At 58.1% G+C, this 26,985-nt stretch carries 22 protein-coding genes and 1 pseudogene; 12 read left to right on the top strand and 11 right to left on the bottom strand.

The window, feature by feature from the left end; translation table 11 throughout:
• Positions 1 to 16 precede the first annotated feature (16 nt).
• A complete protein-coding gene (locus tag ACF6ZU_RS05540; protein ID WP_392890872.1) occupies positions 17 to 625 on the bottom strand; it encodes a TetR/AcrR family transcriptional regulator in 609 nt (202 codons plus the stop codon).
• Between the two features lie 213 nt (positions 626 to 838).
• Here ACF6ZU_RS05540 and ACF6ZU_RS05535 point away from each other — a divergent pair, with 213 nt between their 5' ends.
• Positions 839 to 1,879, top strand: coding sequence for an MBL fold metallo-hydrolase (locus tag ACF6ZU_RS05535; protein ID WP_392890871.1), 1,041 nt, complete (start codon positions 839 to 841; stop codon positions 1,877 to 1,879).
• 245 nt (positions 1,880 to 2,124) lie between these two features.
• The gene (locus ACF6ZU_RS05530; RefSeq protein ID WP_392890870.1) at positions 2,125 to 3,567 is read left to right on the top strand and encodes an amidase family protein; all 1,443 of its coding nucleotides are present in this window, start codon (positions 2,125 to 2,127) and stop codon (positions 3,565 to 3,567) included.
• Positions 3,568 to 3,605: 38 nt separating this feature from the next.
• On the opposite strand, the gene ACF6ZU_RS05525 is transcribed toward ACF6ZU_RS05530, so the two are convergent.
• From ACF6ZU_RS05525 to ACF6ZU_RS05515, 3 genes are all read right to left on the bottom strand, one after another.
• The gene (locus tag ACF6ZU_RS05525) at positions 3,606 to 3,926 is read right to left on the bottom strand and encodes a helix-turn-helix domain-containing protein (RefSeq protein ID WP_150654117.1); all 321 of its coding nucleotides are present in this window, start codon (positions 3,924 to 3,926) and stop codon (positions 3,606 to 3,608) included.
• A 188-nt stretch (positions 3,927 to 4,114) separates the two neighbouring features.
• Positions 4,115 to 4,432, bottom strand: coding sequence for a multiprotein-bridging factor 1 family protein (locus ACF6ZU_RS05520; RefSeq protein WP_392890869.1), 318 nt, complete (start codon positions 4,430 to 4,432; stop codon positions 4,115 to 4,117).
• 93 nt (positions 4,433 to 4,525) lie between these two features.
• Positions 4,526 to 5,293 carry an AraC family transcriptional regulator gene (locus tag ACF6ZU_RS05515; protein ID WP_392890868.1) on the bottom strand — a complete coding sequence of 256 codons (768 nt, stop codon included), beginning with the start codon at positions 5,291 to 5,293 and terminating at the stop codon, positions 4,526 to 4,528.
• A gap of 112 nt (positions 5,294 to 5,405) precedes the next feature.
• Here ACF6ZU_RS05515 and ACF6ZU_RS05510 point away from each other — a divergent pair, with 112 nt between their 5' ends.
• Positions 5,406 to 6,221 carry a sulfite exporter TauE/SafE family protein gene (locus ACF6ZU_RS05510; protein ID WP_392890867.1) on the top strand — a complete coding sequence of 272 codons (816 nt, stop codon included), beginning with the start codon at positions 5,406 to 5,408 and terminating at the stop codon, positions 6,219 to 6,221.
• 6 nt (positions 6,222 to 6,227) lie between these two features.
• Here ACF6ZU_RS05510 and ACF6ZU_RS05505 read toward each other — a convergent pair whose 3' ends face one another.
• Entirely contained in the window at positions 6,228 to 7,217 is a 990-nt protein-coding gene (locus ACF6ZU_RS05505; protein ID WP_392890866.1) for a hypothetical protein, read from the bottom strand.
• A 250-nt stretch (positions 7,218 to 7,467) separates the two neighbouring features.
• On the opposite strand from ACF6ZU_RS05505, the pseudogene ACF6ZU_RS05500 reads away from it, so the two are divergent.
• Positions 7,468 to 8,493: pseudogene (locus ACF6ZU_RS05500) on the top strand (HipA domain-containing protein); the annotation flags it as partial.
• The gene (locus ACF6ZU_RS05495; RefSeq protein ID WP_392890865.1) at positions 8,490 to 8,906 is read left to right on the top strand and encodes a helix-turn-helix transcriptional regulator; all 417 of its coding nucleotides are present in this window, start codon (positions 8,490 to 8,492) and stop codon (positions 8,904 to 8,906) included. The pseudogene ACF6ZU_RS05500 and the gene ACF6ZU_RS05495, both read left to right, overlap by 4 nt.
• Before the next feature lie 244 nt (positions 8,907 to 9,150).
• On the opposite strand, the gene ACF6ZU_RS05490 is transcribed toward ACF6ZU_RS05495, so the two are convergent.
• The 5 genes from ACF6ZU_RS05490 to ACF6ZU_RS05470 all read right to left on the bottom strand — a co-directional run bounded on the left by ACF6ZU_RS05490 (position 9,151) and on the right by ACF6ZU_RS05470 (position 13,548).
• Positions 9,151 to 9,864 carry an HNH endonuclease gene (locus ACF6ZU_RS05490; protein ID WP_392890864.1) on the bottom strand — a complete coding sequence of 238 codons (714 nt, stop codon included), beginning with the start codon at positions 9,862 to 9,864 and terminating at the stop codon, positions 9,151 to 9,153.
• 110 nt (positions 9,865 to 9,974) lie between these two features.
• Entirely contained in the window at positions 9,975 to 10,508 is a 534-nt protein-coding gene (locus ACF6ZU_RS05485; RefSeq protein WP_392890863.1) for a Bro-N domain-containing protein, read from the bottom strand.
• A gap of 417 nt (positions 10,509 to 10,925) precedes the next feature.
• A complete protein-coding gene (locus tag ACF6ZU_RS05480; RefSeq protein ID WP_045057829.1) occupies positions 10,926 to 12,176 on the bottom strand; it encodes a ribonucleotide-diphosphate reductase subunit beta in 1,251 nt (416 codons plus the stop codon).
• A 517-nt stretch (positions 12,177 to 12,693) separates the two neighbouring features.
• Positions 12,694 to 13,047, bottom strand: coding sequence for a hypothetical protein (locus ACF6ZU_RS05475; protein ID WP_392890862.1), 354 nt, complete (start codon positions 13,045 to 13,047; stop codon positions 12,694 to 12,696).
• Positions 13,048 to 13,284: 237 nt separating this feature from the next.
• Positions 13,285 to 13,548: a DUF2790 domain-containing protein gene (locus ACF6ZU_RS05470; protein WP_150633304.1), complete on the bottom strand. Its 264-nt coding sequence runs from the start codon at positions 13,546 to 13,548 to the stop codon at positions 13,285 to 13,287.
• 487 nt (positions 13,549 to 14,035) lie between these two features.
• Here ACF6ZU_RS05470 and acs point away from each other — a divergent pair, with 487 nt between their 5' ends.
• From acs to argR, 7 genes are all read left to right on the top strand, one after another.
• On the top strand, positions 14,036 to 15,991 hold the full coding sequence (gene acs, locus ACF6ZU_RS05465; RefSeq protein WP_392890861.1) for an acetate--CoA ligase: 1,956 nt from the start codon (positions 14,036 to 14,038) through the stop codon (positions 15,989 to 15,991).
• A 698-nt stretch (positions 15,992 to 16,689) separates the two neighbouring features.
• Entirely contained in the window at positions 16,690 to 17,463 is a 774-nt protein-coding gene (locus ACF6ZU_RS05460) for an ABC transporter substrate-binding protein (protein WP_392890860.1), read from the top strand.
• A 91-nt stretch (positions 17,464 to 17,554) separates the two neighbouring features.
• Positions 17,555 to 18,244 (top strand): ABC transporter permease, encoded by a 690-nt coding sequence (locus ACF6ZU_RS05455; RefSeq protein WP_007951063.1) that lies wholly within the window; start codon positions 17,555 to 17,557, stop codon positions 18,242 to 18,244.
• Complete coding sequence (locus ACF6ZU_RS05450) at positions 18,241 to 18,939, top strand: ABC transporter permease (RefSeq protein ID WP_392890859.1); 699 nt, start codon at positions 18,241 to 18,243, stop codon at positions 18,937 to 18,939. The genes ACF6ZU_RS05455 and ACF6ZU_RS05450 overlap by 4 nt, the downstream gene beginning before the upstream one ends.
• Before the next feature lies 1 nt (position 18,940).
• Positions 18,941 to 20,053 (top strand): M14 family metallopeptidase, encoded by a 1,113-nt coding sequence (locus tag ACF6ZU_RS05445; RefSeq protein ID WP_392890858.1) that lies wholly within the window; start codon positions 18,941 to 18,943, stop codon positions 20,051 to 20,053.
• Positions 20,054 to 20,080: 27 nt separating this feature from the next.
• Positions 20,081 to 20,845, top strand: a complete 765-nt coding sequence (locus tag ACF6ZU_RS05440) for an ABC transporter ATP-binding protein (RefSeq protein ID WP_392890857.1) — start codon at positions 20,081 to 20,083, stop codon at positions 20,843 to 20,845.
• Positions 20,846 to 21,087: 242 nt separating this feature from the next.
• Positions 21,088 to 22,068, top strand: a complete 981-nt coding sequence (gene argR, locus ACF6ZU_RS05435; RefSeq protein WP_392890856.1) for a transcriptional regulator ArgR — start codon at positions 21,088 to 21,090, stop codon at positions 22,066 to 22,068.
• Between the two features lies 1 nt (position 22,069).
• On the opposite strand, the gene ACF6ZU_RS05430 is transcribed toward argR, so the two are convergent.
• Entirely contained in the window at positions 22,070 to 26,746 is a 4,677-nt protein-coding gene (locus tag ACF6ZU_RS05430) for a dermonecrotic toxin domain-containing protein (RefSeq protein ID WP_392890855.1), read from the bottom strand.
• Positions 26,747 to 26,985: the final 239 nt, after the last annotated feature.

Below are 26,985 nucleotides of genomic sequence, written 5' to 3'. Positions count from 1 at the left end.
GCAATAACGCGGGGGTCTAGAGCTGGTAGCAGGCCAGGAACATGTCCAGCGCCGACTCCACGACGGTGGTCTGCATCTCGGGGGAAAGGCTGGGTTGGCCCATGGAAATCTGCGGCCAGAAGGCAAAGGACTTGAGCATCCCCTGCACCTGCTGGGCGGCGAACTCCGGATCGACCGGTTTCAATCGTCCATCGGCTTGGGCTGCGCGAATCCACACGGTCAGGCCTTCTTCACGCTTGCCCATTCGCGCGACCATGTCCTGCGCCCGTTCCGGTGAGTGGATGGTCGCCGCGATGGCCACTCGCGCGAGGTCGAGAAAATTGTCATCGCCCATCAACTGCAATTTCGCCATCAGCATCCGGCGCATTTCGTCGCGCAGGGGCAGGTCAGGGCGGTAGGCCGTTTCCTGTTCGGCCGTCACCCGTGTCCACAATTGATTGAGGATTTCGGCGAACAACTCTTCCTTGCTGGGAAAGTGGTTGTACACCGTGCGCTTGGACACGCCAGCAGTGGCGGCGATCTTGTCCATGCTGGTGATGTCGAAACCGTTGGCACGGAATTCGGCAATCGCCGCTTGGATGATCGCTTCGCGTTTTCGGTCGGTCAGGCGCTGTGGAGCTGTCATAAGTACGCTTCGGCAGAAAAAGTCAGGAATTACACTCGGCAGTTTACTTGTCATCCGGTTTGATGCAACCTAGAAACTACACTGTGCAGTGTAATGTTTTGTTAATCCTGTGCAGTCAAAACTAGAGTGTCCGGCTGATGCGTGCGTGCCTTGGCCATTTATCGTCTTAAAGCAGAAACCGCGAATTGGGCGGTTTCCTGGAGTCATTCCGACATGGCCAATCCCACTCATGCTCCTTCGCTTGAAGCGTCCCGTCAGGCCGAAGGGCTCTTCCGTAACCATGCCCCGGTGCAACGTGAAGGCGTTCGCAAAATGCTGCGCATCATGTGGAACATGATCTTCCACAAACCCCGCAGCACCCGGCCGAGCGGCGCTGTACCGGTGCAACGCCTGACCCATGATGCGTTGATCGCCGCGCCCAATCACAGCGTCTACCGCCTCGGTCACTCCACGGTCCTGCTGAAACTGCAGGACAAATTCTGGATCACCGACCCGGTCTTCGCCGAACGTGCCTCGCCGGTCCAGTGGGCCGGCCCGAAACGTTTTCACCAGCCGCCCATCAGCCTCGAAGAATTGCCGCCGATTGAAGCGGTGATCCTGTCCCACGACCACTACGACCACCTCGATTATCAGGCGGTGCTCAAACTGGCGGACAAGACCAACTACTTCCTCACCCCGCTAGGCGTGGGCGACACCCTGATCAAGTGGGGCATCGACGCCAGCAAAGTGCGCCAACTGGACTGGTGGCAAGGCACCGAAGTCGCCGGTATCCAGTTCATCGCCACACCGTCCCAGCACTTTTCCGGCCGTGGCCTGTTCGACGGCAACAGCACGTTGTGGGCGTCGTGGGTGATGATCGACGGTGACACGCGGATCTTCTTCAGCGGCGACAGTGGCTACTTCAACGGCTTCAAACGCATCGGCGAACAGTACGGCCCGTTTGACCTAACCCTGATGGAAACCGGCGCCTACAACGTCGAATGGCCGCACGTGCACATGCAACCCGAGCAAACCCTGCAAGCCCACATCGACCTGAAAGGCCGCTGGTTGTTGCCGATTCACAACGGCACCTTCGACCTGTCGATGCACGCCTGGTACGAACCCTTTGACCGGATTCTGGCACTGGCGTGGGAGCGCAGCGTTTCGATTACCACACCGCAGATGGGCGAAGCCTTCAATGTGATGCACCCGCAGCGGGGCAGTGCGTGGTGGTATGAAGTGGAACAGCAGGTGTATCAGCAGAGTGTTGGCTGAACCGGCTACAGATGAGCGCGAAGATTCATACGTGATCCAGCGATAAGTGATGACGGACATTTCCAGCCGCCTCTATAGGCTGGAGAACGAGTGATCTCCTTCACTCCACCGTCACCTGTAGGAGCGAGCCTGCTCGCGATGGACGTTAACGATAACGCTTACTACCTGAATGAACGCGTTGTCCTATCGTTTTTCGCGAGCGAGCTCGCTCCTACAAAACACTCATCAACAGGGATCTTTTTCACATGGAAGTCACATCATCAGCACCTGAGTCACCGCTGGAATATTCAAGCGTCGATGAACTCACCCAACGGATGGACAGCCATCAGCTAACCGTCGTCGACCTCGTCCATCACCTGCTACAGCGAATTGCCACGCTGGATAATCAGGGCCCGATGATCAACGCCATCATCGAACTCAACCCCGATGCAGTGGCGATCGCCGAGTCCCTGGATCGCGAACGAAACGCCGGTTACATCCGCGGTCCGCTGCATGGCATCCCGGTATTGCTCAAGGACAACATCGACACCTCCGACCAGATGCAAACCACCGCCGGCTCACCGGCCATGGTCGGAAGACCTGCCGCGAAGGATGCCTTCATCGTGCAACGTCTCAGAGAGGCCGGCGCGGTCATCCTCGGCAAAACCAACCTCAGCGAGTGGGCCAATTTCCGCGACCCCGCGCTGCCCAGCGGCTGGAGCGGGCGCGGCGGGCAAACCAGAAATCCGCATGTGTTGAGTGACGATCCCTGCGGCTCCAGCGCCGGTTCTGCCGCCGCCGTCGCGGCAGGTTTTGCCCCCCTGAGCGTCGGAACGGAAACCGCCGGTTCGATCATCTGTCCGGCGTCTCTCAATGGTGTGGTGGGCATCAAACCCACGGTGGGCCTGTTAAGCCGTAGCGGCATCATCCCGGTGACCAGCAAACTGGATACACCCGGTCCTATGGCCCGCACCGTTCGCGATGCGGCACTGTTGATGAACGCGATGCTGGGTAGCGATAGCGCTGACCCGGTCCCAAAACCGCACAACCTGGAGGCGGTGGATTTCACTGCATTGTTGCGTCCGGGCACCCTGGTCGGACGACGTATCGGCTATCCCGCCAAATTTGATACCAGCGCATCGGCGCTTGAAATCGACCCTCAGTTCTCCCGAGCGCTGGAATTGATCCAGGCGGCGGGGGCAACGTTGATTCCCGTGGAATTGATGGAGCCCACTGAGGAAAAGGTCGTAGAGCAGGCGTTACAAATGGGCATCAAGCGTGAGCTGCCTCGTTACCTCGCAACTCGAACCGGAATCCCCGCCGGCACATTCGAAGATCTCCTGCGGTTGAATGCCGCCAACACCGAAGGTCAGGCCACCTTGATCGCGGCCAGCAAGGTGGTCTTCGACGAGCAAACCTACAACGACCTCTGGCAGAAAATCCAAAGCGAGAACGCTGCCGCCATCGATCAATGGCTGACAACCTATCAACTGGATGCCCTCGTATCGGATGTCGGCTCACCTGCCATGAACGTCGTACCGCTGGCGGGATACCCCGGCATCATGCTGCCTTCCGGAATCGACGATGACGGCGTACCGACATCGATTTTCTTTTATGGACCGCGGTGGAGTGACGCGAGGTTGCTGGCATTGACTTACGGGTATGAACAGCTTTCCCATGCGCGGCGGGTGCCTGCGTTTAAGCCGTAGAGGATGATCGGTGTAGGCTTGGTGGTGACTGGCCAACCTCAGGTGAAAACCACTTCAATTCGCCCCTCTTTTCTCGAACGAGGGGCGGACTTGACCACGATCTGCACGTCTCGTCCAAGCAGGGAAAGACACTCCATCATCTTGGCTTCACTGATGCCGCGAAATTTTCCGCGTAGCATTTCAGACAGTTTGGGTTGGGACAGGCCCAGGATTTCGGACGCTTGAACCTGGGTCAAATGACGGGCCTTGATGATCTCGCCAATTTTTGCAGCCAGTTGGGATTTGACGCGCATTTCATTAGCGTTCGGCGTCGAAAGATCTTCGTAGACGTTGCCGCTGCTTTCTTCGATTTCAATCATTGTCTGATCCTTTTGCGTGATCTTGCGCCGTTGTAGGAGCCATCTTGCTGGCGATGGCGTCTCTGAGATCGCCTTCGCTGGTAAGCCGGTCTCCTACAAAAAACCGCTACGTCTTTGGATCAGTCACGCACTAGCTGAGGATCGTGAAATATACCCATATGGGAATAATCGTCAACCGATGATTTCTTTCATTCAACCATCGCAAAATCCCCGCGCCCCACCGTATCCACAGCAGCCCCTCTAACACTCATCCCCCGCCCCGGCGCAAACCCCGGGAAAAACACCAACCCTTCCGACTCAAACCGATACGCCAACGCCAGCCGATCAGCATCCGGCACATCGCGCCGGCCCTCGAATCGCTCAATTGCATCAACCGAAACGCCACACTCCCGAGACAGCTCGTCAACGCTCCAACCCAGCATCGCTCGGGCCTGAGCGCAATGAGCGGGGGTGAATTGGAAGAGGGCGATACGTTCCAGGGTGATTTTCATCGCATAAGAGGCCATGGTGTTCTCCGGGCTCGAGAGTGCTGATTCAAAATGTACTGTGTTTTTGTACAGTTGTTTTGCGCCCGGATCAAATTCATTTTTTCAATTCTGCTATTTCGCCCCCGCCAACCAGACGGACGGCGCCTGACCCAACACCCGGCGAAACATCGTCGAAAAGGCTGCCGGGCTGTCATAACCGAAATCCAGCGCAATCCGCGTCACCGGCTCGCCCACCGCCAATCGCGCCAGGGCCAGCACCACGCAGGCGCGCTGCCGCCACTGGCTGAAACTCAAGTCGGTCTGCTGGCGAAACAGCCGATTAAATGTGCGCAGACTGACGTGCATCTGATCCGCCCATTGCTGCGGCGATTGATGAACATCGGGCCGCTGCAAAAAGCCCTGGCACAACCCAAGCAGCCGCGCATCGACCGGCAGCGGAATGTGCAACGGCAAGTGAGCACTGCGCGCCAGCTCATGCAGCAGCAATTCGATCAACGCGCCATCGCGCCCGGCCTCGTCGTATGTCAGCGGAACCTCCACCGCCTCCATCAGCAAATGCCGCATCAACGGCGAAACACTGATCACCTGACAACGCCCGCCCAAGTCCACAGCACCCGGCTTGATGTACAAGCTGCGAGTGCTCACCCCCAGCATCAACACCTCATGCGCCACCCCCGCCGGAATCCATACTGCCCGCTGCGGCGGCACCACCCAATTGCCGTCATGCGTGCCGACCTGCATCACCCCGGTGGCGCCGTACAACAACTGCGCCCGTCGGTGTGTATGACTTGGCAACACATGCCCGTAGGAATAATCCGTACCGATCGCCACCACCGACCGTGGCGTGTCATCCAGCACATCAATCGAAACATTGCGCATCAAGCGGCTTCCAGCAGTTGGCGTAAACACAAACATTATTGGCTGACTTGCTTAAGCAGGCCAAGCCGTATCGCTCTATCGTCGACCGCTCCCAACCAACGGACGACGCGCAATGTTCTACCTCCTGCTGACACTCTTCGGCTGCATGACCGGCATCACCGCCGTGCTGTTCGGCTTCGGCGGCGGCTTCGTCGTCGTGCCATTGCTGTACCGCATGCTCATGGCCAGCCACGGTGCCGACGACCCCATCGGTCAATCGGCGATGCACATCGCCGTCGCCACCTCGACCTGCGTGATGATCGTCAACGCCCTGGTCGCCACCGGAAAACATCACCGCGCCGGTCATCTGATTCGCCATTACCTGTGGCCGTTGGGCGGGTTCATCGGTTTGGGCGCGGTGGTCGGTGCCGTGGCGGCGATGTGGGTGAGTGGCGAGGTGATTCGGTATGCGTTCATTGCCTACCTGGGCGTGACCATTGTGGATTGCCTGTTCAGACGCGGTTTTCTTACACACGCAGATAACGCAATCCCACGGCGATTGGGGAGGGCGGAAGTGTCCGGTGGCGGCGTAGGAGTCGGCGCCATCGCCACGTTTCTCGGCGTAGGCGGCAGCGTCATGACCGTGCCGTTGTTGCGGCGATGCGGGTTGAGCATGAGTCAGGCGACGTCGATGGCTAATCCACTAAGCCTGCCCGTAGCGTTGGCCGGGACGGTGACTTACATGGCGATGGCGGGGGTTAACGATTTTGATTTGGGGGCGTGGTTTGTCGGTTATGTGGATCTGCTGGCGTTTGCGGTTTTGACGATGGGGTCGTTGGTGGGGATTCGATTGGCTACGCCGTGGATGGGGCGGATTCCGGATCGGATACATGCGCGTGTGTACATCGGTTTGCTGGTGTTGGTGATGCTCAGCATGTGCCTGAATTGAACACCGTTACTTCGCCGCCAACCCCGGCGCCTCACGAATAATGAAGTGATCCAGGTTCTCGATATTCGCACTGAACACCCCGAACGTCTGCTCGGGGTTTTTCTTACTCGGCACCTGCTTCAACTCCGGCGTCACGCCATAAAAGAAGCAATACAACTCCGCGTCACTCTCGATGGCGTGCTTGATCTCTTCCAGAAACGCTTTGCGCTTGCGGTAGTTCTCGATCAACTTTTTGCTCAGGTAAACGTTGACCGAATAAGGCTTCTTCTTCGCCTCATCCGCTTGCTTGAACCAGACCTTCTGCTCGAAATCGATGCGAAAGCTCTGCGTGTAATCCTTGATCTCCTTGATCTTGCCCCAGTAAATCAGCCCCTTGTTGTCCGTCAGGTATTCGATCTTCTTGAAGAACGACCCATAAGGCGCCGTGTGCTCGCCAATCTTCAGCGGCACGCGCTTGAGCAGCTCCTTGTCCTCGAAGTTCGACACAAAACACTCCACCGGATGGGCGAAGACGCTGGTCTTGTCCGGTGCTGATTCGTGGGTCGGGTGCTCGGTATCGTTGGGCGTTGTAAGAGGTTTCGGATCGTCCCGCGTGAAATCTGCCGCCACCGCCGGGTTCGCCGGCTTACGTACATACTGACGTCGAGTCAGCAACAACTCCGACGGAAAATGCTCCTCGCGACTGTCATCCGTTTCCGCACCGTCCGCATCCACACCCGACACCGGCGCCTTGAGACTGACATAAGGACAATACGCCACATGCCGGGTGCTGGGCGTGTTCTTGAAGTGCGGGGTGCGAACGTAATTCACGTTTTTGGCGTTGAATGTCGTCAGCACGTTTGCCGCATCGAAGGCCGCCCTGCATGCGTCGTTGGGGCATTGGAAATGTTCCTTGGCGGAATCGAAATCCATCGTCTCGTCGAAATTCAAATCGCGCACGTCATAGATCGACAACTTGTCGTCGAGGCTGAGGCAGTAGGCGAGGTCGAATTTCATGTGGGGCTCGGGTCCTTGAGTGGGGAAGGATATTAATAGCGGGAGGTGGAGCGGGTTGCACTGACTGTTTTCGACTTGGTGCAAAATCTGCGCGAGCCTGCTCGCGACTCTCAAAACCAACGCAGCCAACCAGACCGATATAATCGGCATTAAAATACCGGTTTTTAGGTGGGCTCCCTAGATAGTCAGAATTATATTGCTGAAAGGGAAGGGTTGAGCCGCCGTAGTCGGCATCATAGTTCCGATTAGGGAAAAGCCTGATGGCATGGACATGAGCTTTTTCCTCCTGAGTCGCTGCACGCCTTCCCCCATTGGGCACTTGCGCGTGAAGGAGTCTTTCGAGCATATCGATCAGACTCGCAGGGAGGCCTTTGCGCGCAAAGAAGTCGTAGACAGAACAAATGACTTCCTCGAATACGCCTATGAATCTGGCGCTGCGTTAGGCGGTGCGACGGGCGCTCAGGGGGAAGCTCCAAAGCTGATTATGGTTGAGGATGAGGATGGAGCGCTTCATGCCGACGCGATGCTTTCTGACGAGCTTGCGCGTCGCCATTGGTTGGTGAAGTTTGCTCGCAACCAAGCCACTGAGCGCGACAAAAACATCCTGCGGGCCGAGTACCACTATTACAAAGCGATATCCCAGCTCGGTTTGAACACGATATCCACAGATGAACTGGTGCTGGAGGAAGCTGATAAGCCAAGTCTGTGGATGCCGCGCTTTGATAGGCGAGTCGCCAACGGCGTGGTGGAGAGGATTCCGGTCGAGTCGATTTATTCAGTGTGTGGGAACACCGAGCCTGGTTCGAGGATGAATCATGAGGATGTGCTCAGCCGCCTGATTCACCTGTGGCGTAAGAATGGGCAGGAGGGAGAGCTTGAGGAACTGGTATTTGAGTACCTGCGCCGTGACCTGCTGAACCGTATCCTGGGGAATTCGGATAACCATGGGCGCAACATGGCCATTTTCAGGTATCGGGACAAATTCGAGCTGGCGCCAATATACGACCTTGCACCGATGGTGCTCGATCCGGAAGGCGTTACTCGAGTCACCAAGTGGATGCCCGAGCATATGGGAAGTCCTGACTGGAGAACGATCTGCGGATACTTCCAGGACGTGGTGAGCCCTGACATGCTTTTCGAGCGTCTGCTCGAAGCCGCTGAGGCATTTAGAGCTTTGCCGGATCTGCTGGTCGATCTTCCAGAGGAAGTGAGGCGCGCCCAGTCTATTCCAATGAACAATCTGGATAAGCGCCTGGTTGAATGGGGGCTGCAATGAAAGAGAACACCAACGAGGGGCGCAGGGAACTGATTGACGACATCGTGACGCAGCACGGGATAGGGACCGAAACCCTGGGAACCTCTATCCGCCGGCTACGGCTTGAGGTGACCGGTCTGGATCAGGAAACCTTTGCTGCCATGTGCAACATGTCGACCAAGGCCCTGTACCAGATCGAAAAGGACAAGGGTAATCCGACCATCAGCACCATCGACGCCATCTTGAGAAAATTCGGGTTGCGCCTGGGGCTAACCATGGCTGCCACAACCCTTTACACGCCGCCGCTTGGGCAGCAAAAGCCGGTTTCCAAAGCGCCCGTTCGCGGCGCCAATCCTAAACGCAAGTCCGCAGGACAGCTTAATAGAGTGGCTACGTCGCGAGCCACAACGAAGACCAAGGATGGCGATAGGTGACGTGATGCCCATCACCGGAGGGTGGATTCTTAACCCGCGGAATGTCCTTGTTGCCAGCCACTGATCATCCTTTCGTTCATCCATCGGCAGTCCCGGAAAAGGGGCTGCGCGACGTTAACGAACGTGGCTAACTGTGGCTGTAGGACGGGTCCTGAATGACTCTAAGTGTTTTCTCTTTATATCGAGATTGCAGCGCAACCCCTAGAACTAGGCGCCTTCGTGAGCGTAGGTTTTCCAAGCCTAATCATTCAATCTTCAACCGCTTCACCTTCTGAAACAGCGAAGCAGTGAACTCATCCCGATCACTCGAATGGTGGCAACGGCGATGACAATTCGGACAGAGCGCCACCGCATTGCTCGGGCGATCCGAACCTTCCTGCGCCAAATGCTTAACGTGATGAACTTCAAGAAACGGCTTGCCGTCCTTCTCAAACGGAGCCGGTTTTTCGCAACCCTCGCAGATACCCTTGGCCTCTTTCCGCACCCAGGCTCTAACCTCTGGATCGCGTACAAAAGCGTTGCCCGAGCTCGACACTTGTTGTGGTTTCAAAATCCCCTTCGGCTCGCCTTTGAACAGTTGCTTCTCAAGTTTGGCAGCACGTTGTTCTAGCGTTGCCTCATCGGCGGTCGGGGAAAAATCTTCCGGCGTTAACGTACTCGGCGCGTTCAGCGCTTCACGAATGCTGCGCGCAACATTCGCGCCGACGTTCTTGGCGGGTTTGTAGCCCTCGATGCGCGCTCGCCCCAGCTCTTCCAACACCGTAGAAATGTTCTGCATCCGAAACTCAATAGAGCCTTTGGTACGGCCTGATAAGGCACCTTCGCGGAGGACTCGATTCTCGTGTGCTTTATTGACCTTCTGACCGCTTTGCTCGCGTGACAGCATGCTGAGATAGGCGTCGACCGCAGCCTGAATCTCCGCATCACTCCAATCGCTGTTGCTCTTTTCCGTGTCCATAGAATCGCCGAGGGCTGATAACCCTCGGACGATACTGAGTGGCCATTACGACTGTCTACGAAAATTCCTACAGAAAATGCCGACGCTTCTTTCAGTTGATCCTACAAAACCTAACCAACAGAATGCTTTGAAGACTGAAGCGCCTCCAAAACCTTTCGCCACCAAGGCTTAACCGCAGGCACGCGCCGGCGTGTGCGACCGAGTAACAGAAAGGGCATGTCTCGTAGCCGAATCCAACCTTCATCCTGCCAATGCAACAGACTCAACGACATCTCTGGCCAGTCCAACAAACTCAACATTGGCCGATCCGCTTTCTTCGACTGTCCCGCATCGCGCAAGGCTGGCACCACCTGATGGGTCAACCATTCACGCAACAGCCGATTCCCCGGTGCGTAGTGATAGACCAACAACGCATACGCGCCGGACTCACTGAGCATCAGCCGCTTTTCAGGTTGGCCGTGGTAGTCGATCAGCAATGTATGCCGTTGATCCTCGTCCAATTTGCTGACCACACGATCATTCAGATGAAAGCCCATTAAGCGACCCAAATCGCGGGCGCAGAACCATGGTTGATTTTCCAGGAGCAGGGCATGTAGATGGAGGTTATGGCGTGTAAAGCGCGTTGGAATGAATGGATCAGGCATGACCAACCTCCGAGAGGGAGGAAGTGTGGAGGGGCGTTGTGTCGGCATATCCATTACCTCTACGTGTGAATTTTGAGGGGGCCAAAACCCGACGTAGAGGACTTAAAGAAATCCCAACAAGCGTTCTCTTCAAACAGAAAGTCGTACGCATGTCTTCGAGACATGCGCGATTACTGTGTGACGGAGTGGCTTCTACGTTGGGCGTTTCTTAGGCACCTGCAATTGAGCTTAGAGGTGCTTTGAGTGGGCATCAATGCGGAAGTGGCTGGAAGATCTGTAGGAGTTTTGGCGTAGCGACGTAGGGATTGAAAAGGGTTATTCATCCCCCAACAAAAAAAGCCCCGATCAGATCGGGGCTTTTGCTTTTTCGATTAGACGATTCAGATTGCAATCGTCAAATCGTGGCGAGCTCGGAAATCAATCCCAGCTAAGCGCACCACCAGTTTGGTATTCGATCACACGAGTCTCAAAGAAATTCTTCTCCTTCTTCAAGTCCATAATCTCGCTCATCCAAGGGAACGGATTCGTAGTCCCCGGATACTCTTCCTTCAACCCAATCTGCGACAGACGACGATTCGCGATGAACTTCAGATAGTCCTCCATCATCGCCGCATTCATGCCCAACACCCCACGAGGCATGGTATCCCGCGCATATTCGATCTCGAGCTGAGTGCCTTGCAGAATCATCTGCGAAGCCTCTTCCTTCATCTCGGCATCCCACAAGTGCGGGTTTTCGATTTTGATCTGGTTGATCACGTCGATGCCGAAGTTCAGGTGCATGGATTCGTCGCGCAGGATGTACTGGAACTGCTCGGCGACGCCGGTCATTTTGTTGCGGCGGCCCATGGAGAGGATCTGGGTGAAACCGCAGTAGAAGAAGATGCCTTCCAGAACGCAGTAGTAGGCGATCAGGTTGCGCAGCAGTTCTTTGTCGGTTTCGACGGTGCCGGTTTCGAACTTCGGATCGGAGATCGAACGGGTGTATTTCAGGCCCCAGGTGGCTTTTTTCGCGACCGATGGGATCTCGTGGTACATGTTGAAGATCTCGCCTTCATCCATGGCCAGCGATTCGATGCAGTACTGGTAGGCGTGGGTGTGGATCGCCTCTTCGAACGCCTGGCGCAGGATGTACTGGCGGCATTCCGGGTTGGTGATCAGACGGTACACGGCCAGTACCAGGTTGTTGGCAACCAGGGAGTCGGCAGTGGAGAAGAAGCCGAGGTTGCGCATGACGATGCGGCGTTCGTCGTCGGTCAGGCCTTCCGGGTCTTTCCAGAGGGCGATGTCGGCGGTCATGTTGACTTCTTGCGGCATCCAGTGGTTTGCGCAACCGTCCAGATACTTCTGCCAGGCCCAGTCGTACTTGAACGGTACGAGTTGGTTGAGGTCGGCGCGGCAGTTGATCATGCGCTTTTCGTCGACGGCGACGCGGGCGGAGGCGCCTTCGAGTTCGGCGAGGCCTTCGGCGACGTCGAGGTTGTCCAGGGCTGCCTTGGCGCGAGCGATGGCGGCGGAGTCGGACGCGGTCACGGCGCGAGCTTCTTGAGCGGCAACACCACCAGCGGTGTCGAGGCGGTCCATGTTGGCTTCTGTCGCGTGGCCGGCGTTGGCGCCTTTAACCACGGTTTCGCCGCTGTCTTCCTTATCGAATTCGTCCCAGCTCAGCATGACGTGTCGTCTCCTGCGTGAGGGCCAGATGCCCGTGTGAAAACTGATTGGTTGGTTTTTCACACGGCCGTACTGGCCGCGTTGGATAGCGTTTTTTGCAGCGGTACACGCAGGCAAATAAACATAATTTTGTACGGGGTTCCGAGAGCCGCTGATGGCGCTGTAGTCGTTGACGACGTCGGCCTGGGCTTCGGACTGGCTGTCATCCCCTGTAAGGGAATATTGCAGGCCCGTTTAAGGCGGCATTATAGGGAAATTTTTGCGGCCGTGGTGGGGCGAATCCGCGCATGGAGCGGTCGAGAAGGAGGGTTTTTCGGTCGGAGCGAGGGTTTACAGGGCTTTGGCTGGAGATCGCGGGCGCAGATTTTTTTTCTTAAATTTTGACGTGCTACTTTTTTGTTCAAAAAACAGCCAGAAAATCCGGTTTTTCACTACATCTTGTGTTTTGAATCGGTTTTCGCTGGCCTCAGACACAACTAAGCCCGACCGGAGTCGGGCTGTCAGTCACGCTCGATGATCAACTCAGGCGAGCGGCACCGACGTGGTCTGCGCCATCGGCGGCGAGTTTGCCTGCACCGACGTGGTCAGCACCATCGGAAGCGAGTTTGCTTGCGCCAACGTGGTCAGCACCATCTGCAGCGAATTTGCTTGCGCCAACGTGGTCAGCACCATCGGCAGCGAGTTTGCTTGCGCCAACATGGTCAGCACCGTCGGCAGCGACTTTGGCCGAGCCGGTGTGGTCGTAGCCGTCAGAAGCGACAGAGGCTTCGGTGGTGAAAGTGGCCGAGCCGGTGCGGTCGTAACCGTCGGCGGCGAAGGTGTTGGCGGCCAGTACAGACAGGGTCAGGGCGAGGATTAGTTTGGTTTTCATGGTCGTTGCTCCAGATTTGTTGGCGTTGTATGCCTTGGTGTGGAATTCATACTACGCCGATGGATTCGATTAAAAAGCGCAAATAAATGCTGAAAACTATCGTATAAATCGATCCATACGGTTCGGCGCTTTGACTGCCTTGAACATTGCGTCGACTGCTATCGCCAGCAAGCTGGCTCCTACAGGTCGGTGTGATGATCGGGCGTTGGGTCGAACCGTTTTGGGGGAGTGCGGGGGTTAGCCGTTGGAGCAGCCGTTACCCATGACGCTGTAGCGCAGAATGTGGCGTTGGCCTTTGGAGTCGTCGTATTCCATTTTCATGGGGACAACTTCGCACACATTGGGGATTTCACTCATGGAGACAACTTTGGCGATATCGAGGTGAGTGGAGTAAGTGTATTCCTCGATGGCCGGTTGTTGCTGTGCGACATCAGTCGGGACCTCGTCTGCCATGGCGGTTGCGCACAGGCTGGAGAGGGCCAGAACTAATAAAGCTTTCATTTCGGTTTTACCTTTTAGAGGTCGAGTGGGGGCACGCAACCTTTTTGGGGTTGCGTGTGGAACTTGGTTACCGGTGTTTTTGATTAACTGCCTTCGTGGGGGCTGCAACTTGGTTAATCAGGGTTTGCCTTGTTGGCGATGCGGATTTTAGGCGTGGGGGTGGCATTCATATAGGTGGGGTTTTGATAAACACCTTTGACAGATTTCGTAACAATCACCGAATAACGTTGTTGGAGAACCGATCATTCCTTGTAGGAGCCAGCTTGCTGGCGATAAACCCGAGAGCGACACGGGGTGTCAGGATTGGCGCGTTATCGTTGACGACCATCGCCAGCAAGCTGGCTCCTACAGGGGTTTTGTGTGTCTGGAAGGGCTTGTCACGACGTTTTGTAGGGGCTTGTTACTACCATCGTCGAATGGTTCTATAGGCCCGGCCCGGGCTACAACAGGGTCATACAAAAACAACTATTCCACCGAGGTAAGAAAGATGAGTGCGGCTTCTCTGTATCCCGTTCGTCCCGAGGTAGCAGCCAACACGCTGACCGACGAGGCAACCTACAAAGCCATGTACCAGCAGTCGGTCGTCAACCCTGACGGTTTCTGGCGCGAGCAAGCCAAGCGCCTCGACTGGATCAAGCCTTTCACCACGGTGAAACAGACTTCCTTCGACGATCACCATGTCGACATCAAATGGTTCGCCGACGGCACCCTGAACGTTTCCTACAACTGCCTCGACCGTCATCTGGCCGAGCGCGGCGATCAAATCGCGATCATCTGGGAAGGGGATGACCCTTCCGAAAGCCGCAACATCACCTACCGCGAGTTGCACGAACAAGTCTGCAAGTTCGCCAACGCCTTGCGCGGCCAGGATGTGCACCGCGGCGACGTGGTGACTATCTATATGCCGATGATCCCCGAAGCCGTGGTCGCCATGCTGGCCTGCACCCGGATCGGCGCGATTCACTCGGTGGTGTTCGGTGGTTTCTCGCCGGAAGCCCTGGCCGGTCGCATCATCGACTGCCGTTCGAAAGTAGTGATCACCGCGGACGAAGGCATTCGTGCCGGCAAGAAGATCCCGCTCAAGTCCAACGTCGACGACGCGCTGACCAACCCGGAAACCAACAGCATTCAGAAAGTCATCGTGTGCAAGCGCACCGGTGGCGACATCAAGTGGAACCAGCATCGCGACATCTGGTTTGAAGACCTGATGAAAGTGGCGGGCAGTGTCTGCGCGCCGAAAGAGATGGGCGCCGAAGAAGCGCTGTTCATCCTTTACACCTCCGGTTCCACCGGCAAGCCGAAGGGCGTGCAGCACACCACCGGCGGCTACTTGCTGTACGCAGCCATGACCCACGAGCGCGTGTTCGACTACCGCCCGGGCGAAATCTACTGGTGCACCGCCGACGTCGGCTGGGTCACCGGCCACAGCTACATCGTCTACGGCCCGCTGGCCAACGGCGCGACCACGGTGCTGTTTGAAGGCGTGCCGAACTACCCGGACATCACACGGGTGGCGAAGATTGTCGACAAGCACAAGGTCAACATCCTCTACACCGCGCCGACCGCGATCCGCGCGATGATGGCGTCGGGCAAGGCCGCTGTTGAAGGTGCTGACGGCAGCAGCCTGCGTCTGCTCGGTTCGGTCGGTGAGCCGATCAACCCGGAAGCGTGGGACTGGTACTACAAGAACGTCGGCCAATCCCGTTGCCCGATCGTCGATACCTGGTGGCAGACCGAAACCGGCGGCAACATGATGAGCCCGTTGCCAGGCGCTCACGCGCTGAAGCCGGGCTCGGCGGCACGTCCGTTCTTCGGCGTGGTGCCAGCACTGGTGGACAACCTGGGCAACATTATCGAAGGCGTCGCCGAGGGCAACCTGGTGATTCTCGATTCGTGGCCAGGCCAGGCGCGCACGCTGTACGGCGACCATGACCGTTTCGTCGACACTTACTTCAAGACCTTCCGCGGCATGTACTTCACCGGTGACGGTGCCCGTCGTGACGAGGACGGTTATTACTGGATCACCGGGCGTGTGGACGACGTGCTCAACGTCTCCGGCCACCGCATGGGCACCGCCGAGATCGAGAGCGCGATGGTGGCGCACCCGAAAGTCGCCGAGGCTGCCGTGGTCGGCGTGCCGCACGACATCAAGGGGCAGGGCATTTATGTCTACGTCACCTTGAACGGTGGCGAAGAGCCAAGCGAACAACTGCGTATCGAGCTGAAAAACTGGGTACGTAAAGAGATCGGCCCGATTGCTTCGCCGGATGTTATCCAGTGGGCGCCGGGGCTGCCGAAGACCCGTTCGGGCAAGATCATGCGCCGCATTCTGCGCAAGATTGCGACCGCTGAATATGATGGGTTGGGGGATATCTCGACCCTGGCGGATCCGGGTGTGGTGCAGCATTTGATTGATACGCACAAGACGATGAATGTGGCGTAAGTAGCGTTTGGCGTTATTGGAGCCCTGCCAGGTGTTGAGCCTGGTGGGGCTTTTTTATGTCTGATGGTTTTGTGTTGGTGGCTCGGGCCTCATCGCGAGCAGGCTCGCTCCCACAGTGGATCTTTGTCGTACGCAAATTCTGCGTTCACTGAAAATCCCTGTGGGAGCGAGCCTGCTCGCGATGAGGCCCGCTCAAACACCCCAGAAACACCAGCCAATAATTATCGGCTTCACCTGTAGGGCAATTCCCACTGTTACCTTCCACCCTTCAAGTAACTGAATATGTAACCGCCCGCGCCGAGTCGGGGCATTGCGAAACGCCATAACCCCGCAATGGTGCATTCCGCCCGCTCAAAAAAATAAGAACCCACGCCAAGCTTGCCGGATTAGAAGGCTTTGCCAATAATAGGCCCGCAATTTGCAGCATAGATCGGTTCACTGTCTTTTGCTCTTGCATGAAATTGCAAGGCTGTCAACGTGCCTAAGCGGCATTCTCGGTGCTTCTGTAATTTGTTGTCGCATTGAAGAAATATCGGCTTCGGGCCTGTCGTTAGAATGCCGATCACTCGCTCGTCGTTGCCCGTGTGGAAAATTCGCACAGGTTTGTAGGACGCAGCATCGCTTTCCGGTTCCACTCATTCGCATATTGGGCTGTCGCTCACTCTGCCGTTTTAGCCCTTTACCGATGGAGTCCCAAGATGAAGAAACTCGTGCTGCTTGGCGCCCTGGCACTGTCCGTGCTGTCCCTGCCAACCTTCGCCGATGAAAAGCCTCTGAAAATCGGCATCGAAGCGGCTTACCCTCCGTTCGCGTCGAAAGCGCCGGACGGCAGCATCGTTGGTTTCGACTACGACATCGGCAACGCCCTGTGCGAAGAGATGAAGGTCAAGTGCGTGTGGGTCGAGCAAGAATTCGACGGCCTGATCCCTGCTCTCAAAGTGCGCAAGATCGACGCGATCCTGTCGTCCATGTCGATCACTGAAGATCGCAAGAAGTCCGTGGACTTCAGCAACAAGTACTACAACACCCCGGCTCGCCTGGTCATGAAGGCCGGCACTCAGGTCAGCGAAGGCCTGACCGAGCTGAAGGGCAAGAACATCGGCGTGCAACGTGGTTCGATCCACGAGCGTTTCGCCCGCGAAGTCCTGGCCCCGCTGGGTGCCGAGATCAAGCCGTACGGCTCGCAGAACGAAATTTACCTCGACGTGGCCGCCGGTCGCCTCGACGGCACCGTGGCAGACGCTACGCTGCTGGATGACGGTTTCCTGAAAACCGACGCCGGCAAAGGTTTTGCTTTCGTGGGCCCGGCCTTCACCGACGTCAAATACTTCGGCGACGGCGTAGGTATCGCGGTTCGCAAGGGTGACGCGCTGAAAGACAAGATCAACACCGCGATCGCCGCCATTCGTGAGAACGGCAAATACAAGCAAATCCAGGACAAGTACTTCGCCTTCGATATCTACGGCAAGTAACACGTCCGAGCGACAAGTCCGAAATGGCGCAAGCAACAGGATCTCTGAGGTTTGCGCCATTTTTTCATCCCAACTTTCGAGGACCTGAATCATGTTGAAAGGCTACGGGGCTGTCATCCTCGATGGCGCATGGCTGACGCTTCAGCTCGCCTTGTCGTCCATGGCCCTGGCCATCGTCCTGGGGCTGATCGGCGTTGCGCTGCGTCTGTCGCCGGTGCGCTGGCTGGCGTGGTTGGGCGATCTGTATTCCACGGTGATCCGCGGGATTCCCGACCTGGTGCTGATCCTGCTGATTTTCTACGGTGGTCAGGACCTGCTCAACCGCGTCGCACCGATGCTCGGCTATGACGACTACATCGACCTGAACCCGCTGGCCGCCGGTATCGGCACCCTGGGCTTCATCTTCGGTGCGTACCTGTCGGAAACCTTCCGTGGCGCGTTCATGGCGATTCCCAAAGGTCAGGCCGAAGCCGGCATGGCCTACGGCATGAGCAGTTTCCAGGTGTTCTTCCGGGTGCTGGTGCCGCAGATGATTCGCCTGGCGATTCCGGGCTTCACCAACAACTGGCTGGTATTGACCAAGGCCACCGCGCTGATTTCGGTGGTGGGTCTGCAAGACATGATGTTCAAGGCCAAGCAGGCGGCAGATGCCACCCGCGAGCCTTTCACCTTCTTCCTCGCAGTGGCGGCGATGTACCTGGTGATCACCAGCGTCTCGTTGCTGGCATTGCGTCACCTTGAGAAGCGCTACTCGGTAGGCGTAAGGGCGGCTGATCTATGATCTTCGACTACAACGTCATTTGGGAGGCCCTGCCGCTGTACTTCGGCGGCCTGGTGACCACCCTCAAATTGCTCGCGCTGTCGCTGTTCTTCGGCCTGCTGTGTGCGTTGCCGCTGGGCCTGATGCGCGTGTCGAAAAACGCCGCGGTCAACATGACGGCCTGGCTCTACACCTACGTGATCCGCGGCACGCCGATGCTGGTGCAGCTGTTCCTGATCTACTACGGCCTGGCGCAATTCGAAGCGGTGCGCGAAAGCTTCCTGTGGCCGTGGCTGTCCAGCGCGACGTTCTGTGCGTGCCTGGCCTTCGCGATCAACACCAGCGCCTACACCGCCGAAATCATCGCCGGCAGCCTGCGGGCCACGCCGAACGGTGAGATCGAAGCGGCCAAGGCCATGGGCATGTCGCGCTTCAAGATGTACAAGCGCATCCTGCTGCCGTCGGCCTTGCGCCGGGCGCTGCCGCAGTACAGCAACGAAGTGATCATGATGCTGCAGACCACCAGTCTGGCGTCCATCGTGACCCTGATCGACATCACCGGTGCCGCGCGCACGGTCAACGCCCAGTTCTACCTGCCGTTCGAGGCGTACATCACCGCCGGCGTGTTCTACCTGTGCCTGACCTTCATTCTGGTGAAACTGTTCAAACTGGCCGAGCGCCGCTGGCTGGGCTACCTGGCCCCGCGGAAGCACTGATATGGAACGCATCGATCATGCATTGCCGTGGAGCCACCTCGGCAGCGAGCGCCAGATTTCGGTGTTTCGCTTCGGCTCTGGCGAGCGCAAGGCCTACATCCAGGCCAGCCTGCACGCCGATGAGTTGCCGGGCATGCGCACGGCCTGGGAGCTGAAAAAGCGTCTGGCCGAACTCGAAGCCCAAGGCCAGCTCAACGGTGTGATCGAGCTGGTGCCGGTGGCCAATCCGCTGGGCCTCGGCCAGTTGCTGCAAGGCAATCATCAAGGCCGTTTCGAAGCGGGCAGCGGCAAGAATTTCAACCGTGATTTCGTCGAGCTGAGCGCGCCGGTGGCCGCCCAACTCGAAGGCCATCTGGGTGACGATCCGCACGCCAACATCCGCTTGATCCGCCAGGCCATGAGCGATCACCTGGCGGCATTGCCGGAAGCGAGCAGCCAGTTGCAAGGCATGCAGCGCATCTTGCTCAGCCATGCCTGCACCGCCGATGTCGTGCTGGATTTGCACTGCGACGCCGAAGCCGCGCTGCACATGTACGCCTTGCCGCAACACTGGCCGCAGTGGCGTTCGCTCGCCGCGCACCTGAATGTGAAGGTCGGTCTGTTGGCGGAAGATTCCGGTGGCAGCTCGTTCGATGAGGCTTGCTCGCTACCGTGGCTGCGCCTGTCGCGTCAGTTCCCGGACGCGCAGATTCCACTGGCCTGTCTGGCGACTACCATTGAATTAGGTGGTCAGGCCGACACCGCTCGCGCCGACGCCGAGGCGTATGCCGAAGGCATTCTTGCGTTCCTCGCCGAGCAAGGCCTGATCAGCGGTGAATGGCCTGCACCGGCGCAGGACGCCTGCGAAGGCATGCCGTTCGAAGGCACCGAATTGCTGTTCGCGCCGCATCCGGGCGTGATCAGTTTTCTGCGTAAACCCGGTGAGTGGATCGAAGCCGGCGACGAGATTTTCGAAGTGATCGATCCGTTATCGGATCGCGTCAGCACGGTGTGTGCTGGTACGTCCGGGGTGCTGTTTGCCATTGAACGGCTGCGTTATGCCCAACCCGGTTTCTGGCTGGCCAAGGTGGCGGGGCGCGAAGCGCTGCGTCACGGGCGCTTGCTCAACGACTGACTGACTGTTTTTGTGAGAACCGACCGCATGTACAAACTTGAAGTCCAAGACCTGCATAAACGCTATGGCAGTCACGAAGTGCTCAAGGGCGTGTCCCTGAAAGCGGCGGCTGGCGATGTGATCAGCATCATCGGCTCCAGTGGCTCCGGCAAAAGTACCTTCCTGCGCTGCATCAACCTGCTGGAGCAGCCGCACGCGGGCAAGATCCTGCTCAACAACGAAGAGCTGAAGTTGGTGGCGAACAAGGACGGCGCGATGAAGGCTGCCGACCCGAAGCAGCTGCAACGCATGCGTTCGCGCCTGTCGATGGTGTTCCAGCATTTCAACCTGTGGTCGCACATGACCGCGCTGGAAAACATCATGGAAGCGCCGGTCCACGTGCTTGGCATGTCCAAGGCCGAAGCCCGCGAGAAAGCCGAGCACTACCTGAACAAGGTCGGTGTGGCGCATCGCAAGGACGCTTACCCGGGCCACATGTCCGGCGGCGAGCAGCAGCGCGTGGCGATTGCCCGTGCCCTGGCGATGGAACCGGAAGTGATGCTGTTCGACGAACCGACCTCGGCCCTCGACCCGGAACTGGTTGGCGACGTGCTGAAGGTGATGCAGGCCCTGGCCCAGGAAGGCCGGACCATGGTGGTGGTGACTCACGAAATGGGCTTCGCCCGTGAAGTGTCGAACCAGCTGGTGTTCCTGCACAAAGGCGTCGTCGAAGAAAGCGGCAACCCGCGTGAGGTGCTGGTCAATCCACAGTCCGAACGTCTGCAGCAATTCCTCTCGGGCAGCCTGAAATAATCAGGACTGCCGTTGTGCACCGGGATAGTGCATGCTTCGCAATTTAGAGGCCGGCCCCGATCTGTAGGAGCCGGCTTGCCGGCGATGGCGGAGTGTCAGTTTGCATCTCTGGCACAGTTACACCGCTATCGCCGGCAAGCCGGCTCCTACAGGAGATCGTTACCGGTTTTGAGATTTGCGTTCATTTACGGGCTAGCATTGGCCCATGCCTTCATCACTGTTTCGTTTCGGATTGCCCGCCCATGACTGCCCATCGAATTGGTTTCCTGATTTGGCCCAGCACTAAAGCACTGACGCTTGCGCTGGCTGAGGAGGCCTTGCGTGTTGCCCAGCGTGTGCATCCGGACGTGGTCTACGAACTGTCGTTCTTGCAGGCCGAACCGTCGACCGAAAGCGCCTGGCAATTGCCGGGTGAGCCCTGGGCCGGCAAGCTCGAAAATTTCCAGAAACTGTTCCTGCTCGCCGATGAGCCGCCGACCACCCTCGCGCCGGCGCTCAGCAGCGCGCTGAAACAACTGGTGCGATCCGGTTGCGTGATCGGTGGTTTGTCCGCCGGCGTTTATCCGTTGGCACAACTCGGTTTGCTCGACGGTTATCGCGCGGCCGTGCACTGGCGCTGGCAGGACGATTTCGCCGAGCGTTTCCCGAAAGTCATCGCCACCAGTCATCTGTTCGACTGGGATCGCGATCGCCTGACGGCGTGCGGTGGCCTGTCGGTTCTCGATCTGTTGCTGGCGGTGCTGGCCCGTGATCACGGCGCCGAACTGGCGGGTGCCGTGTCGGAAGAACTGGTGGTCGAGCGCATCCGCGAAGGCGGCGAACGCCAGCGCATTCCGCTGCAGAACCGCCTCGGCTCCAGCCATCCGAAGCTCACTCAAGCCGTGTTGCTGATGGAAGCCAACATCGAAGAGCCGCTGACCACCGACGAAATCGCCCAGCATGTGTGCGTGTCCCGCCGGCAGCTGGAGCGGATCTTCAAGCAATACCTCAACCGCGTGCCGAGCCAGTATTACCTGGAACTGCGCCTGAACAAGGCCCGGCAGATGTTGATGCAAACCAGCAAGTCGATCATCCAGATCGGCCTGTCGTGTGGCTTCTCTTCGGGGCCGCATTTTTCCAGCGCCTACCGCAACTTCTTCGGCGCCACGCCGCGGGAAGATCGCAACCAGCGACGCAGCAGCAGCCCGTTCGAGTTGTCGTCGGTACCGTCCGAGCGCGGCTGATTCAAACTTCGATCTCGGACCCTTCAGACGTCGAAACGTCCATTTCCCCCAGGTTGATTACCTCTTCCACTCCAAAATCCACGCGGGTGCGTTCGAAGTAACCGATCAACCGCCCCAGGCTTTCCGCGGAAAACCGATTGCCACGCAACGTGATGTTCTCCGCCGTTTCCACGGGCAGTTCCAGCAGTTCGCCGGAGACTTCCGTAATCGCATTCATGCTCAGGTCGGCCCAGTCCAGTTCTTTCAATTGAAACAGGCCGGGTGGTATGTCGGTGATGCCGGTGTTGTTGAGGAGGACGGTCGAGAGTTCTGGCATCTGCCTCAGATCAGGCGTATGCCCGAGCGGGTTGAAGCTCAGGTCGACATAATCGAGTTGTTCCAGACCGGCCAGCGCGTTGACTGAAACCGTGGACAAACCGATGCGGCATTGAGGCAGTGACAGTGAGCGCAATCGACCCATCTTGAACACGGCCTCGGGAATGTCACCGAGATGGCATTCGCGCAAACGCAAGGTTTGCAGGTTGGGGAACGACTCCAGGAAACGCCCGATACGGGTTGTGCCATTGATGCTTTGCAACTCCAGTGCGGACACGTGGCCGAAGTCGGCGCTGAGGGCCGGTAATTCCCCATTGATCAGATCGACGATCAACAGCTCATACGTGGGCTCAAGCGAGTCATTGAAATCATCCAGTTCAGACTCATGCCGCCAGCAGCGCTCCAGCGCTTGCTTGAATCCGTCGCGGTTGGCGTGCTCGATCGCCAATTGCTCGGCCGTGAACGGTTGGCTTGTCAGCGGGTGCCGGGCCGGCACGTCAGCCGTCCAGGCAGAGAGGTCCTGGCTCAACTGCGTGAGTTCTGCTTCCAGCTTCGCTAGTTCTACGCGTCCCCCTGCCAATGTGCCGGGCAACTCATAGACGAAGTCGCTGGCCTGGTCGTATCCCAGTTGTGGATACAGTGCATTGACGCGATGGATGTCCGCTTCGGGCGCCATGACATCCATATCGTACGAAGTCTCGAAGTAATACTGCTTGATCAGGTTTCGTGCCTGTTCACTGAGCGGGTTGTCAGCCAGATGCACCCCGCGCTTTTCATACACCGGGCTCTCGAACAGTTCGGCAGGCAACTCGGTGAGGTTGTTGTTCATCAACAAGAGCGTGTTGAGGCGGGTGCTTTGCAGGGCGCCGCCGGGGATGCCGGCCAGTCCGGTTTCGCTCAGGTCCAGATGAGCGAGCGCCGGCATGGAATCGATCCGGGGTAGGCCTTCGATTGAGTTCTTGTAGAGATCGAGCACCCTCAGTTTCTTTATCGATGACAGCTTTGACCAGGCGACGGCATCGATTCTAGTGGCGCACTCGCTCAGGACCAGAGCCTCAAGATCGGCCATTTGCCCAATGGCCTCGGGCAGCGAGTTCAGCGAGAAACGGCGTAACTCCAATCGATGAAGCCCGGTGAATCGCGACAGAAAGCCAGGCACGCCTTGCGTCCCATGATGACCTTCAAGTGCCAGCAGCGAGACGTGATTGAAGTTCGCCGTCAGGTTCGGCAGATCTCCCGGAACGGGATCCGTGAAGCGCAGAACATAACGCTCGGCGCCTTCGGGCGCATCGAAGTCACGGTCAGACTGGCGTCGCCAGCAACGCTGGATTTCCTGAGCCAGCAAGCGGCGATTGTTCCGTACGGCCTGCAACTCAATATCGCCGAGTGCAACCCCCGTTTCGTGATGGGCAGTAGGTGCATCCAGAACCCAGTGTTCGAGGTCCTCATGTAATTGTTCGAGCTCGCGAGCCAGTCGTGTCAGCTCATTTCGCACGCCACCGGGCTGGCGCCGCAGGTCGGATACGACGGCGCTCAGCTCCTCGGTGGATAGGTCGGGATACACCTCGCGAACCCGGTCATTGAGGGTTGGCGTCTCACCGTGACTACGTGGGTAACCTTCCGTGCCGCCGGGCAAGCGCATGGTAGTCGGATCATAAAAGGGTTTTCGCAGCGGGTTTTTCGCGAACAGCGTGCGCAATTGCGGTTGATTGATCGCCTGCTCGGCGAGGCGTCGTTTGAACGCCTCGGCGTCTTTGCCAGAAACCCTCAGCGCTGTGCGCTCCGTGTCCGGTAGCGCCTGAAGCAAGGCGTGATAGAAATCGCCGACGGACTCGTTGTCGCCCTGGAGCTGATAGCTACCGTCATCGGCCTGGATCAGAGTCTTGAGCAGTGGCGCGCCGTCCGGTCCAATGCTGTCGCGCACGGATCCCGTCGCGGAAAATTCCCGGATTTCGATACGCAAGCGGGCCGGCCAGCCGGGCAGCGATTCGAGGCTGTGCAACGCCAGTCGGTGAGTGTCCACCGAGTCCATGCCGTGGAGAAAAAAGCCTTCGTAAGCCCTGGCGACACGCACGGCCTCCATGGCTTTCACGGCCACGTCTTTCAGGCGTTGAGGCACGCGCCCGTTGTGCAGTTGCATCAGTTCGGTGCCGGAGCCGTTGTCCACCAGTTCTTGTGCGATGTCGGTGGGCAATCCCCGGACTTCACCCTGCAACAGCAGTACCTGACGGTCAGCAGTTTTTTCAAGTTCACGGTAGCGAGACTCGAACAGTGAAAGGCGTTGGTTCAGAGCCTGGTAGTGATCCGGGTGGTCGGGCTGTTTGGTCAGCGTCTGAATATCGCGATCGATTGTGTAGCGTTTGATCGTGTCGGTGAGCAATGAAGGTGGGCGCAGGTTCTCGACGTGCGCCTCGCGCAACACGTTGTCGTGAAAGCCGCTGATGCGCAGGATCTGCTCGCGCTCGGCACTGCTGAGGGACTCGACACTGTGCCCGAGACGACGCATCACGGTTTCCCGATCCCACGTCAGAGGTTGGTCCAGTGTGGTTTGCCAGGCGCCATGCTGGTTGTGCCGCAGCGACGGTCGATACGCCTCGGCTCGCTGCGGGTGCTCAATCTGAAAGCGCCCGGACGTGGCGTCGGGTTTCACCGCATACAGCCTGTCTTCCAGGCGCACCAGGGTTTTGCCCGCGTGCTGATAAATGCCGCGCGGATCGGGTTTGGCGGATGGCGGCAAATCGACCGACTGTTCGTAAGGCGCGAGATCCGGTTGCCAGTAACGGGTTTTGCCGCCGCTGGTTTCGACCGGTTTGAGCGTCGAGAACAGCGCCACCGCTTCGCTGGACATCAAGCGCCGGAACGCATCGGCAGCCAGTGCGCCGCCCACGGCAAACGTGCCGAGTTGCACCACCGACTCAACCAGGCTCATGAGGTGGCCGAAGGCTTCGGTCTTCAGGCCTTCGGCCCAGTCGACAATGCCTTCGAAGGTTTCGTCGAGTACCTGGTAGGCCATGTAGGCCAGCATCAGTTCTCCGAGGAACGGCACGAAGGGCAGGGCGACGAATGCTGCGATTTCCAGAATCGAGGTCGCGACCTTACTGAAGGCATCCCATCGGGCCCAGCGCGCGGCTCGGTCGGCGCTGGCGGTGGATACGGCGAGGGTGCGGGCGTCATTGAGGATCTTGTTCACTTGCCGTTGGTAGAGGTGAGTCCAGAGATCCGTTTTGATCGGGGTTACCGCGTACTCCAGCCTGGGTTTGTCGACGGGTGTGTCGCGCCAACTGGGCAGCGGATCGCCGTGCTGGTGTTCATGCCAGGTCACGCTGCTCAGGCGCCGGGACAGGTCTGCAAAAAAATGCCCGCGTTCCTGGTGATCGACAAATCGGCTGAAGAACACCTGATAAGCCGGTGAGCGCAGCTTGCGGGTCAGGTCTTTGATGAACGCCAGCGAGTCCGGGTACTGCTTGAGCGGGTGCTCCGGATCGTCGGGGATGTAGGCAATGATCGGCATTGATTGCGTTGCGCTTCCAGGTTCGGGCCTGAACACCACGATGCCGGTCAGCGATGAGGACATTATCGTCAGGTCATGACCACGAAGACCCTGAAAATCCATCCCCGGCTGATGGCTGTCGCTCGGCAGGTCGCCGCGCATGACGGCCAGCTCCACCGCTGCCCTGAGAGCTGCCTTGTGCGTATCAATGACGCTGGACTCCAGCACGGCCGCAGTCACCGGTTGGGTAAACCCGAGAAACTCTTTCAGGTACGTCTCGTACTGACCGCCGATGTCCAGTTCCCTACACAGACGGGTGAAATCCTGAATAGACAGTCGGCGCTTGATCGCGGGGAGGGTGTCGAACTGTCCGCTGGGTGAGGGCCGCGTGATGAAGGTCGAGTCGGGCTCATAGGCGTTCGCCTGGGTTTCCGCGTCCTGAAAGTTGTGCAGCGCGGCATCGAGCAGCGATACCGTCCAGGTGCGCGCAGCGCCGGACTTAATAGGAAACCACGGAATACTCTGAGGGATGTATAGGCGCAGGAACGTGCTCTTGACGTCCAGTTCGAGGCCGAATCGGGTTTTCAATGCTGCCGTGAGGCGTGACTCGGCAAAGTCCCGGGCATTTAGCATTTTCGACAGGCGAGTTTCCAGCTGATGGCGTGCGGTCCAGTACGCTTCGCTGGTCCTTTTTACCGACTGCCGTTGCTGACGAGTGGCGTTGGCGTGCCCATCAGGAACATGCAACCGTGCGCCTTTCAGCGCGGCGCGTGTAGCGGGCGAGGCATTCAGTACCCAGTTGGGCAAGTTGTTGAGCGCGTGATGAAAGTGCGCGTCCGGCAGAGCGTTGAGCTCGGATTCTTGCTGATGCATTGCGCTAGTCCCTTAGCGATCGGAAAGGACCCCAGCAAAACAAAGGTTCAGACAGAGCGTGCGGTACATATTTACCGCACCGCTCGACAACCCCGCCTGTAAACTGCGCGGCCGGTTTAAACTGCGCCTTTGCGACCCTATATGTCGCATTGCCGTAAACCCGGTTAAAACCGGGGTTTGCGCTATAAGAAGTTGTCGCTTGGCGGCAAGGCCGGGCTGAAAACTGTCCTTACAATCCC

The sequence above is a fragment of the Pseudomonas migulae genome (assembly GCF_043225285.1).
GTDB classification, from domain to species: Bacteria; Pseudomonadota; Gammaproteobacteria; order Pseudomonadales; family Pseudomonadaceae; genus Aquipseudomonas; species Aquipseudomonas migulae_C.
Note: the sequence above shows the minus strand (reverse complement) of the source record. Positions and strands in the feature narration are given on the sequence as shown.